The following is a 17,388-nucleotide window of genomic DNA, read 5'->3' on the forward strand; positions in this document are numbered from 1 at the left end:
GGTCACATTATAGAAATAGGAAAATAACGCATGTATTTAAAGAGTATCGAAGTACAGGGATTCAAATCCTTTGCAAATAAGATCGTATTTGAATTCCACAACGGAATCACCGGCATCGTTGGTCCGAACGGAAGTGGAAAGAGCAATGTTGCCGACGCGGTCCGCTGGGTGCTCGGTGAGCAGAAGGTAAAGCAGCTCAGAAGTGCGTCCATGCAGGACGTGATCTTCTCCGGCACAGAGACAAGAAAACCCCAGGGATTTGCCTATGTGGCGATCACCCTGGACAATTCCGACCACCAGCTTGCCATCGATTACGATGAAGTGACGGTCTCCAGGCGGATCTACCGCTCCGGTGAGAGTGAGTACCTCTTAAACGGAAGCGCCTGCAGGCTGAAGGATATCAATGAGCTTTTTTATGATACCGGTATCGGTAAGGAAGGCTACTCCATCATCGGGCAGGGACAGATCGATAAGATCTTAAGCGGACGCCCGGAAGACCGCAGAGAGCTTTTTGATGAGGCGGCCGGGATCGTAAAGTTTAAGCGCAGAAAGGCGATCGCCCAGAAAAAACTCGAGGATGAGAAGCAGAATCTCGTCCGCGTATCGGATATCCTGAGCGAACTTGAAAAGCAGGTGGCACCTCTTGCAAAACAGGCGGAGACGGCGAAAGAGTATTTAAGACTCCGGGAAGAGCTGAAGCGTTTCGATGTGAACCTCTTCCTCGCAGACCTGAAAGCGGTCGAGGAGCAGAAACGGGAACTCGCACAGAAAGAGCACACCGTAAACGGCGATATGGAAGATTCCAAAGCCGCTGCCGAAGCTTTGAAAGAGGAATATGACCGGATCTCCGAGGCGGTCCGTCTGCTGGACGAAAAGATCACGGAAAAGCAGAATGCCGAAAATGAGGCGAAACTGTCCGCAGGAAACCTGGAAGGACAGATCGATGTCATAAAAGAGCAGATCCGCACAGAGGAACTGAATGCGGAGCACATCAAAAACAGGACGGCTGCCATCGATGAGGAGCTGGCGGCCAAAGAGAAAGAACAGGGATCGATCAGGCAGGAAAGAGAGGCTCTCGGGACCAGAATTCGGGAAGTGTCAGAACGACTTTCCGATGCGGAGAACACCGTAAATACTTCCGGCAGCCGCGTTGACAGTCTCGAACAGTCCATCGAAGAGTTAAAGAGTGCAAAGATCGAAGCACTGAATGAAAAATCAGAACTCTCTGTAAAGAAGCAGAAGGATGTCACCACGCTGGAGCAGGTCCAGGTCCGCAGATCTGAGGTAGCCCAGAAACTCTTAAAAGTAAAGAGTGATGAGGAAAACTGGGATAACCAGATCTCAGAGCAGAACGAGCGTCTGACTGCCATCGATGCGGAGATCGAAAAACTCCTCTCCCAGGCGGAATCCCTGGAGGAAGAGGTGAAGGCGGCGAACGAAGAGATCCGCCGTTTAAACAGAAACTTAAGCCACACGGAACAGGATTACCATACGGCCCACACAAAACTGGAATCCTTAAGGAACCTTGCGGAGCGTTATGATGGATATGGAAACAGCATCAAGCGTGTCATGGAAGTCAGGGACCGTGTGAGAGGGATCCACGGCGTTGTGGCTGATCTGATCGATGTTCCGAAAGAATATGAGATCGCCATCGAGACAGCGCTCGGCGGATCGATCCAGAACATCGTCACAGATTCCGAGCAGACCGCAAAAGTCCTGATCGAACACCTGAAAAAGAACAAGTTCGGTCGTGCGACCTTCCTGCCGTTATCCGCGATCTCATCCGGGGATGGATTTAAGACGCCAGGCGCGCTAAAAGAACCGGGAGCGATCGGGATCGCTGCAGATCTTGTCCGCGTGCGTCCGGAATATCAGGCACTTGCCAGATATCTCCTCGGCCGCGTCCTCGTGGTGGATCACATCGACAATGCGATCGCCATCGCGAGAAAATACCGGCACTCCATCCGGATCGTAACGCCGGAGGGCGATCTCTTAAATCCGGGCGGTTCCATGAGCGGCGGTGCCTTTAGAAACTCCAGCAATCTTCTCGGAAGAAAGAGAGAGATGGAGGAGTTGGAGGAGGCATGTAAACGCGCGCTGACGACCGTCGATAAGATCCAGGCGGAGACCGTGTTCCAGGAAGGCATATTCCAGGAAAAGAGCGGGGAGCTGGAGTCGGTAAAGAGTGCTCTCCAGGAAAAATATCTGGAAGAGAATACGACAAAGATCGCGTTAAAGCAGCTGGAAGGAAAGAAAGAAGAACTCTATGAATCCTCCGCGGACATGAACCTGGAAAACCGTCAGCTGGAAGAACAGATCCATGAACTCCGCGCAAGTCTCGCCGCGATCGCGAAAGAGATGGAGCGGCTGGAACAGGAAAACACGGAGCGGGAGACAAAGATCGGGACGGATTCCACCGCGTTGGAACAGGCAAAGGCCGACCGGGATACTGCATCTGCGGCGCTCTCCGAAGTCCAGCTGGAAGCAGCAAACTTAAAGCAGCAGGATTCCTTCCTCGACCAGAACATCCATCGTCTCGAAGATGAAAAAGAGCGGCTGCTCTCCGAAAGAATGTCTCTGCATGACGGACACACGGACAGTAAGCATGAGGTGGAAAAACGTCTGGCACAGATCGAAGAACTGAAGGAAAAGATCAAAGATGCCGGAAAGGATGCGGAAACGTACCGTCAGGAGATGGCTGCTGCCCAGGAAGAAAAAGCCGCGAAAAACGAGGCACAGAAAGGCTTCTTCGAAAAGCGGGAAGCGCTCTCTGCGAGAATCTCCGATCTCGATAAGGAGCTGATCCGTCTTCAGAACCAGAACGACAAGCTTGCGGAACGCCAGGATTCCCAGGTGGACTATATGTGGAATGAATATGGTCTCACCTTCTCAACAGCGGAGCTTCTCCGGGATGAGACCCTGACGAATGCGGCGGATATGAAACGCCAGATCGCTGAACGGAAGAATGCAATCCGCGGACTCGGAAATGTCAATGTCAATGCGATCGAGGATTATAAAGAGATCTCTGAGCGTTACGAGTTCATGAAGACCCAGCATGATGACCTTGTCGCGGCACAGGATGCCCTCTATAAGATCATCGAAGAGCTGGATATCGGAATGCGAAAGCAGTTTACAGAAAAATTTGCCCTGATCCGGGCAGAGTTTGACAAGGTATTCCGGGAACTCTTCGGAGGAGGACACGGAAGTCTTGAGCTGATCGAGGACGAAGATATCCTGGAGGCGGGGATCCAGATCATCTCCCAGCCGCCGGGAAAGAAACTTCAGAATATGATGCAGATGTCCGGCGGTGAAAAGGCACTGACGGCGATCGCCCTGCTCTTTGCGATCCAGAACTTAAAACCGTCCCCGTTCTGTCTCCTTGATGAGATCGAGGCGGCGCTTGACGATTCCAACGTCGACCGCTATGCGAAATATCTGCACAAACTGACAAAACATACCCAGTTTATCGTCATCACCCACCGAAGAGGCACGATGCTCGCGGCTGACCGGCTCTACGGAATCACGATGCAGGAGAAAGGCGTATCCACGCTTGTCTCCGTAAACCTGATCGAAAACGATCTGAAATAATTGGAGGATTCATATGGAAGAGAAGAAAAAGGGCTTTTTCTCGCGCCTTGTGGAAGGTCTCACGAAGACCAGAGAAAACATTGTATCCGGAATGGATTCTATCTTTTCCGGCTTCTCCGCGATTGATGATGATTTCTACGAGGAGCTTGAGGAGACTCTGATCATGGGCGATATGGGAATCCAGACGACCATGGCGGTCATTGAAGACCTGAAAAAGACCGTAAAAGAGCAGCATATCAAAGAACCGGAGAAATGCCGGGAGGCGCTGATCGCCAGCATCCGTGCAAAGATGGATCTTGGCGAGAATGCGTATGAGTTTGAAAACAGGAAATCCGTTGTCCTCGTCATCGGTGTCAACGGAGTCGGAAAGACGACGTCCATCGGAAAGCTTGCAGACCAGTTAAAGGCAGAGGGAAAGAAGGTTGTTCTTGCGGCGGCTGATACCTTCCGTGCTGCAGCGATCGACCAGTTGGCAGAGTGGGCAAACCGTGCCGGCGTGGAGCTGATTGCCCAGAAAGAGGGATCCGATCCGGCTGCCGTGATCTACGACGCGATCTCCGCGACAAAATCGAGAAACGCAGACGTCCTGATCTGCGATACCGCGGGAAGACTCCATAATAAGAAGAACCTCATGGAGGAGTTAAAAAAGATCAACCGCATCATCGATAAGGAGTACCCGGAAGCTTACCGTGAGACACTCGTTGTTCTCGACGGAACGACAGGACAGAACGCTCTGGTCCAGGCCCGCCAGTTCATGGAAGCTGCCGACATTACGGGCATCATCCTCACAAAGCTCGACGGGACCGCAAAAGGCGGTATCGCGGTTGCAATCCAGTCGGAACTTGGGATCCCGGTCAAATATGTCGGTGTCGGGGAGAAGATCGACGACCTTCAGAAATTTAATTCCGAAGACTTCGTAAACGCATTGTTTGCGAAACAGCCGGAATGACCGATGCATTTCAGGCAGAAAACAGCCAGATGAATGCCGGTATAGCAGACAACTATGGGAAAGACAGAAAAATGTTCCACCGATGAGATCGATCAGGAATGAATATGAAGGAGAATACAAATGGAAATGCAGGAACTTTCACTCGAAAAATTTGAAGAAGCATCTGAGATCGTAAAAAAGGTCACTCAGGAGACAAAACTGATCTACAGTGAATATTTTTCTGAGCGCTACGGGAACAAGATCTACTTTAAACCGGAAAACATGCAGCGCACCGGTGCATACAAAGTGCGCGGCGCTTATTATAAGATCAGCCAGCTCTCACCGGAAGAGCGTTCCCGCGGTCTGATCACCGCATCTGCCGGAAACCATGCCCAGGGCGTTGCCTATGCCGCAAAACTTGCCGGTGTGAAAGCAACCGTCGTTATGCCGGTGACAACACCGCTCATCAAGGTAAACCGCACAAAATCCTACGGTGCCGACGTTGTCCTCTACGGAAATGTCTTCGATGAGGCATGTGCCCATGCATACGAGCTTGCAGACGAGCACGGATATACCTTCGTTCACCCGTTCAATGATCTGGAAGTTGCGACCGGCCAGGGCAGCATTGCGATGGAGATCATCAAAGAACTCCCGACTGTGGATTACATTCTCGTTCCGGTAGGCGGAGGCGGACTCTGTACAGGCGTCTCCACACTCGCAAAACTCTTAAATCCGAAGATCAAGGTCATCGCTGTTGAGCCGACAGGAGCTGCCTGCTTAAAGGCATCCCTAGAGGCCGGAGAGGTAACCACCGTCTCCAAGATCAACACGATCGCGGACGGTACCGCTGTCCAGACGCCGGGCGACAAGCTCTTCCCGTATCTTCAGGCAAACGTGGATCAGGTCATCACAGTGGACGACTCCGAACTGACTCTTTCTTTCCTCGATATGGCAGAGAATCATAAGATGATCGTCGAGAACTCCGGTCTTTTGACCGTTGCGGCTTTAAAGCATCTTGACTTCAAAGGCAAAAAAGTCGTATCCGTTTTAAGCGGCGGAAACATGGATGTCTTAACGATGGCGACAGTTGTCCAGAACGGACTGATGCAGAGAGACCGTATCTTCACGGTAAGCGTGATGCTTCCGGATAAGCCTGGCCAGCTGGCAGCTGTTTCTGCACTGATCGCAAAAGAGCAGGGCAACGTGATCAAGCTCGAGCACAACGTATTCGCAAATGTAAACCGCGCAGCGGGTGTGGAACTTACGATCACATTAGAGTCCTTCGGAACTGAGCACAAGGATCAGATCATCAAGGCTCTGGAAACAGCGGGCTACTGCCCGGTGATCTCCAAGACTTCCGGAATTTATATGTAATGATACCAGGGATTCTCCCGCCTCTGCGGGAGGTGTGATGAACGGACCGCCGGTCATGGAACGCGGTCAGGCATATATCAATCTGTCAACCTTCGTGAAATGCCCGACGGTCTGCTGAATAAGGGGAAAATGTATGTACAGAAGCGAAACTCATACTGCTCTCAGCAAGAATATCCTGTATTTTCTCCGCTGGACCGCGATCTCTATTGTAATGGGAACCGTCTGCGGTCTCATCGGGACCGTTTTCGGATACGGGGTCATCTACGCTCAGCGGCTGTTTAAAACTTACAGCTTTATGCTGTATCTCATGCCCGTGGCAGGTGTTCTGATCGTCCTTCTTCACCAGATGTTCCACGAGATCGGAAACCGCGGGACGAACCTGATCCTGGAGTCGATCTCATCCAACGAGAAGATCCATATGACGACCCTGCCGTGTATCTTTGTCTCTACGATCTTAAGCCAGGCGGTCGGCGCGTCTGCCGGCAAAGAGGGAGCTGCCTTACAGATCGGCGGCTGCATCGGAAATTATCTCGGGGATCTCTTCCATATGGATGAGAGAGACAAAAAAGTCATGATCATGAGCGGCATGAGTGGCTGTTTCGGGGCGATCTTCGGGACGCCTCTGGCTGCCGCCATGTTCGGAATCGAGGTCATCAGCATCGGTGTCGCTTATTACGCGGCTCTCGTGCCGTGCGTCTTTGCCTCCTTCATCGGTGCCCAGATTTCCGGTGCGCTCGGACTTCACGGGGAAGCGTTCCAGATCCTCCATGTTCCGGAATTTTCCCTTGTACCGGCGCTCTACACCGTCGGACTCGGACTGGCCTGTGCGCTTTTAAGCGTCTGCTTCTGCATCCTGCTCCATGAGACCCAGCATCTCTACAAGAAAAAGATCGACAACGTTTATCTGCGCATTCTTGTGGCAGCAGTCCTTTCCATCGGACTCGCGCTGGTGTTCGGCAGGGATTACTGCGGAGCCGGATTTAATCTTGTGGAACAGGCGGTGGAAGGAGATGCCGGATACCTGGCGTTCTTCTTCAAGATGGTCTTCACGGCGGTGGCCCTCGGCGGCGGCTTTAAGGGCGGAGAGATCGTTCCCACACTGGCAGTGGGATCCACATTCGGGTGCACGTTCGGACTGCTCACAGGCTTTGAACCGTCCCTGTGTGCGGCAGCAGGCATGCTCGCCACCTTCGTCGGCGTCACAAACTGCCCGATCGCGACCATGTTCCTCGGCTTCGAGCTCTTCGGCTTTGAGGCGATGCCGTATTTTGCGGTTGCCGTTGCCATCAGCTTCACACTGTCGGGATATTACGGGCTTTACAGCAGCCAGAAGTTCACATATTCAAAGACAAAGACCGAGTTCATCAACCGGAAAGCCCACTGATCAAGGTACGGTTCCGGGCATTCAGTTAGAAAAAATGATCAAAAGCAATCGGATATTTCGGAAAATATTTGCAGAACCCGATGACCGGGGATTTTCAGATCGGAAATCCCGCAGGGTACCCATTGATCGGTACCGGATGTGAATATTGTCGGGATATCCGGTTGCTTTTTTACTGCCAAGGTGTTATGATAAACGACACAGGTCTATTTACATGCGGTGCTGTCACAGACCGCCGGAGGATGGTTGTACGATATCCCAAACGGCGATCTCTGAGAGTTAAAAGGGAAACAGGTCAGACGCCTGTGCGAGCCCGTCACTGTAGATCCGGAGTGCATGAATATTGTCCGCGTTATGCGGACAGTCACTGGCGAAACCTGCCGGGAAGGCGTTTCATGCATGATGATGGATGAGCCAGGAAACCTGCCGGATGTCCGTTTGGAGGGGAAAACCAGCCGGGGACCTTAAAAAATCATTTTTCAAGCGAGGAGAAGAGTAAATGAGAAAAGCAAACATCTACGCCGTTATGACAGCGGCAGCCGTATCCATGGCGATCCTTTCCGGATGCTCCGGAAGCCAGACAGCAGCGACAACAGCTGCGGAGACCACAACCGTTGCAGAGACAACAGCTGAGGAGACTACAGCCGCAGAGACAGCAGCTGCAGAAGAGGACGAGGAAAACTACAATACAGGAGACGCTTCCATGGATAACACAAGAAATCAGGATGAGATCGGCGAGAAAGAACTTCTTGTTGTGAGCTTTGGTACAAGCTACAATGACAGCAGAAGACTGACAGTCGGCGCGATCGAGAATGCGATCGAAAATGCATTCCCGGATTACTCCGTAAGAAGAGGTTTCACAAGCCAGATCATCATTGACCATGTAAAAAAGAGAGACAATGTTTCGATCGATAACGTGACAGAGGCTTTAAACCGCGCTGTTGACAACGGTGTCAAGACTCTCGTTGTACAGCCGACCCACCTTATGAACGGTCTTGAGTACACAGATCTTGTAAACGAGTTAGCTGATAATTCCGACGCTTTCGAGCAGGTTGCTGTCGGTGAGCCGCTCTTAACTTCTGATGATGACTTCAAGGCAGTGATCTCCGCGATCACAGACGCAACAAAAGAGTACGATGACGGTGAGACCGCGATCTGCTTCATGGGTCACGGCACAGAGGCTGATTCCAACGCCGTTTACCAGAAAATGCAGGATATGTTAAAGGAAGAGGGCTTTGACAACTACTATGTAGGTACCGTTGAGGCAACTCCGTCCTGTGAAGATGTCATCAATCAGGTAAAGGAAGGTTCCTACAAGAAAGTTGTTCTTGAGCCGCTTATGATCGTAGCCGGTGACCACGCAAACAACGATATGGCCGGTGACGACGATGACTCCTGGAAGAGCCAGTTTGAGGCTGCAGGCTATGAGGTAACCTGCCTTGTAAGAGGTCTTGGTGAGCTTGAGCCGATCCAGCAGCTCTTCGTACAGCATGCCCAGGCTGCAGTGAACAGTCTCGCAAAATAAGAATGTTTAGATATGGGCGGTCGAGGATTCGGCCGCCTTTTTATATAACCGGGAGGTGCACTTGCGGGAAACTCCAGCCTGCGAAAGGAACTTCAGGAAACCGTCCAGGATGCCCCGATGATTTCCGGTTACAAAAGGAGAGAAAACTTTATGCGTAAATTAAAACAATTTTCATTAGCACTCGCAGTTGTCTGCGCTCTGTCCACAGCCTGCGGACAGTCCGGGTCGACAGAAACGACAGCTGCTTCTGCAGAGACCACGGCGGAAACAACAGCGGAAACTGCTTCGGCCGATGAGACAAAGGCAGCCGTTGCTTCCGGCGAGGAGACTGCCGCAGAACAGACACTTGACACGACGGGACTCGTCCCGGTATCTGCAGAGGATCTGAAAGAGGGAACCTACGAGATTTCCGTGGAGTCCAGCTCTTCCATGTTTAAGATCACATCCTGTACGCTGACAGTCAAAGACGGCGCCATGACCGCGAAAATGACGATGGGCGGGACCGGATACCTGTATGTCTATATGGGAACCGGAGAGGAGGCTGCAAAGACCGCGGAGACAGACCGGATTCCTTTCGAGGAGAATTCTGACGGAACACACAGCTTTACTGTTCCGGTCAAGGCCTTAAATGAGGTGCTTCCGTGCGCTGCATTCAGCAAGAAAAAAGAGAAATGGTATGACAGGGAGCTTGTCTTTGAGGCATCCGGGATCCCGGCAGACGCGCTTCTCAATTCTTCCTTAAAAACCGTCCAGGATCTCTCCCTTGCGGATGGAACTTACACCGCGGAAGTCTCCCTGAGCGGCGGATCCGGACGTGCATCCGTGGAATCTCCGGCTGTGATCGAGATCAAAGACGGAAAAGCGGAGGCGACGATCATCTGGAGCAGCTCCAATTATGACTATGTGCGGGTAGAGGAAGAGAAATTCCTCCCGGTCAATACAGAGGGAAACTCCACATTTGTGATCCCGGTAGCTGGATTTGACAGCCCGCTTACGATCTTTGCGGATACAACTGCCATGAGCACGCCTCATGAGATCGAGTATACGCTGACCTTTGATTCCAGTACCCTGGCGGAGCAGAAACAGTAAATATGGAAAGAAGACAAATTGATCCCAGGAAGCAGAAAAGAAGGACGCGGGTGCGTTATACACTTTTTAGATCTGTTCTGGCTGCGGCAATCCTCATGACTGCTGCGTTTGCCTGCTCCGGCTGTTCAAAAAAAACGGAACCCGGGACGGCCGCGCCGTCTACAGGGGAAAACCACACGACCGCTTCCGTGGATGGCAGTGAGGAAAATCTTCAGGCTCAGCAAAACAAAGATCTGCCGGTTCTTAACTGGGAGGAGATGTCCCCGACAGGCTCCATGGATCTTCTCTACGCCGACCAGTTTTCAGCAGACTATTATGAGGACGGCATCGCCCTCATCACCATCGGGGATGCGGATCAGTTTCTCCTGCTGCCGGAAGGTGTGTCCGCGCCTGACGGACTTCCGGCTTCGATCACGGTCCTTCATAAACCGGTAAAAAATATCTATCTTGTGGCGACCTCCGCCATGGATGATTTTATCCGCCTGGATGCCCTGGATTCCATTGCACTTTCCGGGACAAAGGAGACCGGATGGTACCTTCCGGAGGCGAAAACTGCGATGGAAGAGGGAAAGATTGCCTATGCAGGAAAGTACAGCGCACCGGATTACGAAACGATCGTAAGCAGCTCCTGTGAGCTTGCAGTGGAATCCACGATGATCTACCATACCCCGGAGGTCAAGGAACAGCTGGAACGCCTCGGGATCCCGGTCCTCGTGGAGCGGTCCAGCTATGAGAGTCATCCGCTCGGGAGAATGGAGTGGATCCGCCTCTATGGTCTTCTGACGGGAAAAGAGGAGGAGGCCGATCAGATCTTTCAGGAAAATATGAATGCTCTGTCGGATGTCCTCGCCATGAAACCGTCCGGAAAGACAGCTGCATTTTTCTATGTGACAAATTCCGGAAGCGTCAATGTCCGGAAGAACGGGGATTATATCGCGAAGATGATCGATATCGCCGGAGGAACGTATGTGCCGGAAAATGCCGGGACCGGTGAGAATGCGCTTTCCACGATGAACATGGATTTTGAGTCTTTCTATGCCGTCGCAAAAGACGCGGATGTCCTGATCTACAACAGCACGATCGACGGGGAACTTACCACGATCGACGAACTGTGTGCAAAAAATCAGCTCTTTGCGGATTTCAAGGCGGTGAAAGAGGGCAATGTCTGGTGTACCGGGAAAAACATGTTCCAGGAGACCATGGGGCTCGGGGACATGATCCGGGACATGAATGCAGTGTTCTCCGGAAACCGGGAGTATGCGTTCACGTATCTGCACCAGCTGAAATAAAAAACAACGTAACTGTTCAGTACCCTCACAGTTACGAGCAAAAATCCATTCCAAATCGGCTTCGCTGATGGGATTTTTGCCTTCAAGCCTGTGTTTTATTACGGTCAGCGCAGCAAGTGCGCTGGCCTATTGAATAGTTACAAAACAGCTTAAAAACCGCGGTCGATGAAAGGAGACATGGAAGCTATGGAAGTTCAGACAAAGCGGATCATCCGCGCCTATCTGCTCCTGATCGTTCTGCTCGGAGGACTCGGCTTTTTGAGCCTGGCGGTCGGCAGCGTGCGGGTATCGGCAGCAGATCTCCTCGCGGCCCTGACTGCGAAAGAGGGGACCGATATGGTCCGGCATATCCTCTTTGATATCCGGCTTCCGAGAATGCTCGCTGCCCTGACCCTCGGCGGAGCACTCTCCGTATCCGGTTTTCTCTTACAGACATTTTTCTCAAATCCGATCGCAGGACCTTTTGTCCTCGGGATCTCGTCCGGAGCAAAGCTTGTCGTATCGGTCTTTATGGTCGTGTTCCTCGGACAGGGACTGATCATGAATTCCTGGACCATGATCCTTGCGGCATTTCTCGGCGCCATGGTGTCCATGGGCTTTGTCCTGACGGTCTCAAAAAAGATCCCTCAGATGTCCATGTTGGTGGTCAGCGGCATTATGATCGGCTATATCTGTTCTGCGGCCACGGATTTTATCGTGACGTTCGCGGATGATTCGAATATCGTAAATCTCCACAACTGGTCCATGGGAAGCTTTTCCGGGATCTCGATGGATGGGGTGAAGATCAGCTCCCTTGTAGTCACAGCGGCGTTTCTTGGTTCCATGCTGCTCTCAAAAGCCATGGGAGCTTACCAGCTGGGAGAAGTCTACGCGAGAAACATGGGAGTCAATATCAGACGGTTCCGGATCGAACTGATCCTTTTGTCCAGCATCCTCTCAGCCACAGTGACTGCGTTTGCCGGTCCGGTCTCGTTCGTCGGGATCGCGGTGCCCCATGTGATCCGGCAGCTTTTTAAGACCGCGAAGCCGATCGTTGTGATCCCGGGATGTTTCCTCGGCGGGGCTGTTTTCTGCCTGTTCAGCGATCTGCTGGCGAGGACATTATTCGCGCCTACGGAGCTCTCCATCAGTTCCGTGACCGCAGTGTTCGGAGCACCGGTGGTGATCGTGATGATGATAAAGAGAGCAAAGCGCTGATACCGGGAAAGTATGGAGCAGCTTGTAGACCACAGCTTATCAGCCTGTGAGCAGCATGAAAGGAGAACGTATGAAGACCTACCTGACAGCCGACTGTCTGACCGTCGGATACCGCGGAAAACCGATCATTTCCGATATTTCCATGAACATCCGCCGCGGCTCCATCGTCACGCTGATCGGACCGAACGGGGCCGGAAAGTCCACGATCTTAAAGAGCATCATCCGTGAGCTTTCTCCTCTGGGCGGGAGTGTTTATCTGGACGGCAGGGGGATCGGGGAATATTCCGACCATGAGTTTGCGAAAAAGACTGCCGTGGTCATGACCGGGCGGCCGGATCCGGAGCTTATGACGTGTTTTGATGTGGCCGCTGCCGGGCGGTATCCGTATACCGGCCGGTTCGGGATCCTGTCCGGGGAAGATAAGAAAAAAGTCCGGGACGCCCTTTCCATGGTGCAGTGCGAAGACCTTGCGGACATCCTGTTCCGGAACACGAGTGATGGACAGAAGCAGCGCGTTCTTCTGGCTCGCGCCATCTGCCAGGAACCGGAACTCCTGGTCCTCGATGAGCCGACCTCCTTTCTTGATATCCGGCATAAACTCGAGCTCCTTGATATTTTGAAACGGCTGGTTCACGAAAGAAATATGGCAATCCTCATGTCGCTCCACGAGCTGGACCTTGCGGAGCGGATCTCCGATTACGTGCTCTGTGCGGAACACGGGACGATCGGAAGAGCAGGAACCCCGGAGGAAGTGTTTGAAAAGGAGTATATCGCGAACCTCTACGGGATCCGGCACGGGAGCTATCTGACTTCGCTTGGATTTCCGGAGCTTCCGCGGACAGACGGAACTCCGAAGGTGTTTGTCATCGGCGGGATGGGGAGCGGGATCCCTGTATACCACGCCTTAAACAGAGCCGGGATCGCGTTTGCAGCCGGGGTCATCCATGAAAATGATGTGGAGTACCAGACGGCGATGGCGCTGGCGGCAGAGGTGGTCTCCGAGATCCCGTTTGAGCCGGTGGGAGAGCAGGCGTATCTTCAGGCAGAAAAACTTCTGGATTCCTGCGAAGCCGTTCTCTGCCCGCTCACAGTCTTCGGGACCATGAACAGCAGGAACCGCGAGCTTTGGCGGTCTGCGAAGGAACTCGGAAAATTACAGCAAATAAATCTTGACAAATCTGATTCCGGTGATATACTGATTTACAAGTGAAAAAAATAACACGTTGACAGGAAGAGTACGTTCGGAAAATGCTCAGAGAGGGATATGTTTGGTGAGAATATCCTGCACGGAACGAACCGAAGACCGCCCTGGAGTGTCCCTTAATCGGGAACGGTGATTCCGTTATCATCAAATGAAGTGGTATAGATTTTCTATACAAGCAGGGTGGAACCACGGGTAATCTCGTCCCTTGACTGTATTTCGTGTACAGTCAAGGGACTTTTTTTCGCGAAACGGAAAACAGCATAAAATTTTTCCACAAGAAAGAGGAGAATGACCATGAAAGTAACATTAAAAGATGGCTCTTTTAAAGAGTACGCACAGCCGATGGCTGTCATCGACATCGCAAAAGATATCAGCGATGGCCTTGCAAGAATGGCCTGTGTCGCAGAGATCGACGGAGAAGTAAAGGATCTGCGCACGATCGTTGACAAGGACTGCACATTAAATATCTTCACAGCAAAGGATCCGGAAGGTCTTGCAGCACTCCGCCACACAGCAAGCCATGTGATGGCTCAGGCGATCAAGAGACTCTGGCCGGAGACAAAGCTTGCGATCGGTCCGTCCATCGCTGACGGCTTCTACTACGATATCGACCGCGATGAGCCGGTAACATCCGATGACCTCGCAAAGATCGAAGCTGAGATGAAGAAGATCATCAAAGAAGCTCTTCCGTTAGAGCGCTTCGAGCTTCCGAGAGCGCAGGCGATCGAATTCATGAAAGAAAAGAATGAGCCGTACAAAGTAGAGCTCATCGAGGATCTTCCGGAAGATGCGATCATCAGCTTCTACAAACAGGGCGAGTTCACAGACCTCTGTGCAGGCCCGCACCTCATGAACACAAAGGAAGTCGGCAAGGCATTCAAGCTCATGAACATCGCCGGTGCTTACTGGCGCGGAAGCGAAAAGAACAAGATGCTCACACGTATCTATGCGACAGCTTTCGCAAAGAAAGAAGACCTGGAAGCTTACGTTACCATGATGGAAGAGGCGAAGAAGCGTGACCACAGAAAGCTCGGCAAAGAGCTCGGCCTCTTCATGATGAGCGATGCAGGTCCTGGATTCCCGTTCTTCCTTCCGAAGGGAATGATCTTAAAGAATACACTGCTTGATTACTGGCGCGAGATCCATAAAAAAGCAGGTTATGTAGAGATCTCCACACCGATCATCTTAAACAGAAGCCTCTGGGAGACATCCGGTCACTGGGATCACTATAAGAACAACATGTATACAACTGTGATCGACGGCGAAGATTACGCGATCAAACCGATGAACTGCCCGGGCGGCGTTCTTGTTTATGCTTCCGAGCCGCGTTCCTACCGTGACCTTCCGCTCCGTATGGGCGAGCTTGGTATCGTTCACCGTCATGAGAAATCCGGTCAGCTTCACGGTCTTATGCGTGTACGCTGCTTCACACAGGATGATGCCCATATCTTCATGACTCCGGAGCAAATCCGCGACGAGATCAAGAACGTAGCAGGCCTCATCAATCAGGTATATTCCCTGTTCGGATTCAAGTACCATGTAGAGCTCTCCACAAGACCGGAAGACTCCATGGGAAGCGACGAGGACTGGGAGCTTGCAACAAGCTCCTTACAGGGTGCGCTTGATGACCTTGGACTCGACTATGTGATCAACGAAGGCGACGGCGCATTCTATGGCCCGAAGATCGACTTCCATCTGGTAGACGCGATCGGCAGAACATGGCAGTGCGGTACGATCCAGCTTGACTTCCAGCTTCCGCAGCGTTTCGAACTTGAGTACATCGGAGCTGACGGTGAGAAGCACAGACCGATCATGATCCACCGTGTATGCTTCGGTTCCATCGAGCGTTTCATCGGTATCCTGATCGAGCACTTTGCAGGCGCATTCCCGACATGGCTTGCACCTGTTCAGGTCAAGGTTCTTCCGATCTCCGAGAAATACGAGGAGTACGCAAAATCCGTCAAGGCAGCTCTTGACGCAGCGGATATCCGCTCCGAGATCGATCTCCGTTCCGAGAAGATCGGATACAAGATCCGTGAGGCACAGGGTCAGAAGATCCCGTACATGTTAGTTGTCGGACAGAAAGAGCAGGCAGACGGAACCGTATCCGTAAGAAGCCGCTTCAAAGGCGATGAGGGTGCAGAGGATCTGAATGTATTTATCGCAAATATCAAGGCTGAGATCACAGCACGCATCAACCGTCCGGTTGAAGTAAAGAAAGAAGAAGAGAAATAATCTCGATCCAGAGATAAATTGCAGGCCGGTCTTCGGAATTTTCCGTGGACCGGCTTTTTTCTGCTTTTTTGTCTGTCCGCTTGAACTTTTTTCTGAATGATGGTATCATAAAGCGGAATATGACCGTTGGGAGGTTTTATCAATTGGCGAAGAAAAAGAACAGGAAAGTCGTTCGTTATCGCCGGCCCCTGAATATCAATGTGGGCATGATCATTTTTGCCCTCATTTTCTTATATATGGCGTTTTATCTCTATACCTACCTTCGCAGGGACAAGGTGGAGTTTTATGAAGTTGTGGAAGGAAGTATCGTAAATGATACGAGGCACACCGGGATCATTCTCCGGACGGAGGAGCCGAAATATACGGACCGTGCCGGAAACATCAACTTCTATATGCGTGAGGGAAAGAGAGCAGCCGTTGGCACAAGAGTCTACTCGATCGATGAGACCGGAACACTTTCGGCTCTGCTCGCGGAGAAAACAGACGGATCGGTCGCGCTCTCAAAGGAGAATCTTGCTTCTTTAAAAAAACAGCTGTCGAGCTTCAGCCAGACATTCACCAACGAGGATTTCCGCGAAGTCTATGATACAAAGAATACTCTGGATTCAGAAGTCCTGGAGTATGTCAGCGTGGATACACTGAAAAATCTGGACAGCGCGATCTCAGAACTCGGCGGGAATTTTACCCAGGTGCGGTCCGATGTGGCCGGTGTTGTTTCGTACTCCATTGATTCGATGGAGACTCTGACACCAAACCAGGTGACTGCTGAGATGTTTGACAAGAGCAGCTATAAAAAATCCGGGATCCGTTCCGGGCAGCTCGTGGAGACGGGGGCTCCGGCTTATAAGATCATTACCTCCGAGGACTGGTCGATCGTATTTCCACTTTCCGATGAAGATCTTACCACTTATAATGGGAAGACATCCCTGACAGTAAAGTTTACAGGGCGTGACCTGGAGACTTCGGGGGCATTCTCCACCGTGACTGGGGGAGACGGAAAAACATACGGAAAACTCGATTTTTCCAAATATATGGAGCAGTTTGTATCGGACCGCTATGTGGACTTTGAGATCGTGACGGATGAAGTGCGCGGACTCAAGATCCCGAGAAGTTCCGTGACCGATGTGACGTTCTATGTGATCCCGAAAGACTACTATGTGAGCGGGAAGAAAGACTCTTCCGACACCTCGACAGTCTCTCAGAGCGGTTTCCGGAAAGAGACATATGCGGACGGAAAGACGGTGGGAGTTGTCACTCCGTGTACGATCTACTATGCGGATGACGAATATTATTACGTGGACGCCGGGGAAAACAGCGAGCTGAAAGCCGGGGACTTCCTCACGAAGGATGATTCCGGGGAGCGCTATCAGATCGGAATGACCCAGTCTGTACAGGGTGTCTACAATATCAACCGCGGTTATACGGTATTCCGGAGAATTGAGATTCTTTCTTCGAATGATGAATATTACACGATCAAAAAGGGAACGGACTACGGTCTGTCCGTCTACGACCACATTGTCCTTGACGCGAATGCCGTGACCGGAAACGGAATGATCATCTATCAGTAGGAGGTTTTAT

General features: G+C 51.8%; 11 protein-coding genes, 1 riboswitch and 1 other annotated feature. All 11 genes read left to right on the forward strand.

The features are described 5' to 3' along the window. Positions 1 to 30 precede the first annotated feature (30 nt). The 11 genes from smc (at position 31) to V2546_RS12615 (ending at position 17,378) form a co-directional block, all read left to right on the forward strand. Positions 31 to 3,588, forward strand: a complete 3,558-nt coding sequence (gene smc, locus V2546_RS12565; RefSeq protein ID WP_329752510.1) for a chromosome segregation protein SMC — start codon at positions 31 to 33, stop codon at positions 3,586 to 3,588. A gap of 13 nt (positions 3,589 to 3,601) precedes the next feature. Continuing rightward, positions 3,602 to 4,537 (forward strand): signal recognition particle-docking protein FtsY, encoded by a 936-nt coding sequence (gene ftsY, locus V2546_RS12570; protein WP_118321069.1) that lies wholly within the window; start codon positions 3,602 to 3,604, stop codon positions 4,535 to 4,537. A 120-nt stretch (positions 4,538 to 4,657) separates the two neighbouring features. Continuing rightward, the gene (ilvA, locus tag V2546_RS12575) at positions 4,658 to 5,890 is read left to right on the forward strand and encodes a threonine ammonia-lyase (protein ID WP_486463591.1); all 1,233 of its coding nucleotides are present in this window, start codon (positions 4,658 to 4,660) and stop codon (positions 5,888 to 5,890) included. Between the two features lie 133 nt (positions 5,891 to 6,023). Continuing rightward, on the forward strand, positions 6,024 to 7,274 hold the full coding sequence (locus V2546_RS12580) for a chloride channel protein (RefSeq protein ID WP_215702048.1): 1,251 nt from the start codon (positions 6,024 to 6,026) through the stop codon (positions 7,272 to 7,274). A gap of 231 nt (positions 7,275 to 7,505) precedes the next feature. After that, positions 7,506 to 7,716: riboswitch (cobalamin riboswitch) on the forward strand. Between the two features lie 54 nt (positions 7,717 to 7,770). Then, positions 7,771 to 8,796: a sirohydrochlorin cobaltochelatase gene (locus tag V2546_RS12585; RefSeq protein ID WP_118533023.1), complete on the forward strand. Its 1,026-nt coding sequence runs from the start codon at positions 7,771 to 7,773 to the stop codon at positions 8,794 to 8,796. Positions 8,797 to 8,946: 150 nt separating this feature from the next. Further along, complete coding sequence (locus V2546_RS12590; RefSeq protein WP_118533025.1) at positions 8,947 to 9,885, forward strand: hypothetical protein; 939 nt, start codon at positions 8,947 to 8,949, stop codon at positions 9,883 to 9,885. Between the two features lie 50 nt (positions 9,886 to 9,935). After that, positions 9,936 to 11,174 carry an ABC transporter substrate-binding protein gene (locus tag V2546_RS12595; protein WP_486463592.1) on the forward strand — a complete coding sequence of 413 codons (1,239 nt, stop codon included), beginning with the start codon at positions 9,936 to 9,938 and terminating at the stop codon, positions 11,172 to 11,174. A 186-nt stretch (positions 11,175 to 11,360) separates the two neighbouring features. Then, positions 11,361 to 12,371 (forward strand): FecCD family ABC transporter permease, encoded by a 1,011-nt coding sequence (locus V2546_RS12600; protein ID WP_118533029.1) that lies wholly within the window; start codon positions 11,361 to 11,363, stop codon positions 12,369 to 12,371. A 70-nt stretch (positions 12,372 to 12,441) separates the two neighbouring features. Continuing rightward, positions 12,442 to 13,581 (forward strand): ABC transporter ATP-binding protein, encoded by a 1,140-nt coding sequence (locus tag V2546_RS12605; protein ID WP_329752511.1) that lies wholly within the window; start codon positions 12,442 to 12,444, stop codon positions 13,579 to 13,581. Positions 13,582 to 13,585: 4 nt separating this feature from the next. Continuing rightward, positions 13,586 to 13,784 (forward strand) — a binding site (T-box leader). Between the two features lie 85 nt (positions 13,785 to 13,869). Beyond that, positions 13,870 to 15,810: a threonine--tRNA ligase gene (thrS, locus tag V2546_RS12610; RefSeq protein WP_329752512.1), complete on the forward strand. Its 1,941-nt coding sequence runs from the start codon at positions 13,870 to 13,872 to the stop codon at positions 15,808 to 15,810. Positions 15,811 to 15,953: 143 nt separating this feature from the next. Continuing rightward, positions 15,954 to 17,378, forward strand: coding sequence for a biotin/lipoyl attachment domain-containing protein (locus V2546_RS12615; protein ID WP_182426508.1), 1,425 nt, complete (start codon positions 15,954 to 15,956; stop codon positions 17,376 to 17,378). Positions 17,379 to 17,388: the final 10 nt, after the last annotated feature.

Origin of the sequence: Clostridium sp. CM74B_53 (genome assembly GCF_036318045.1) — a bacterium.
Classification (GTDB): domain Bacteria; phylum Bacillota; class Clostridia; order Lachnospirales; family Lachnospiraceae; genus Pilosibacter.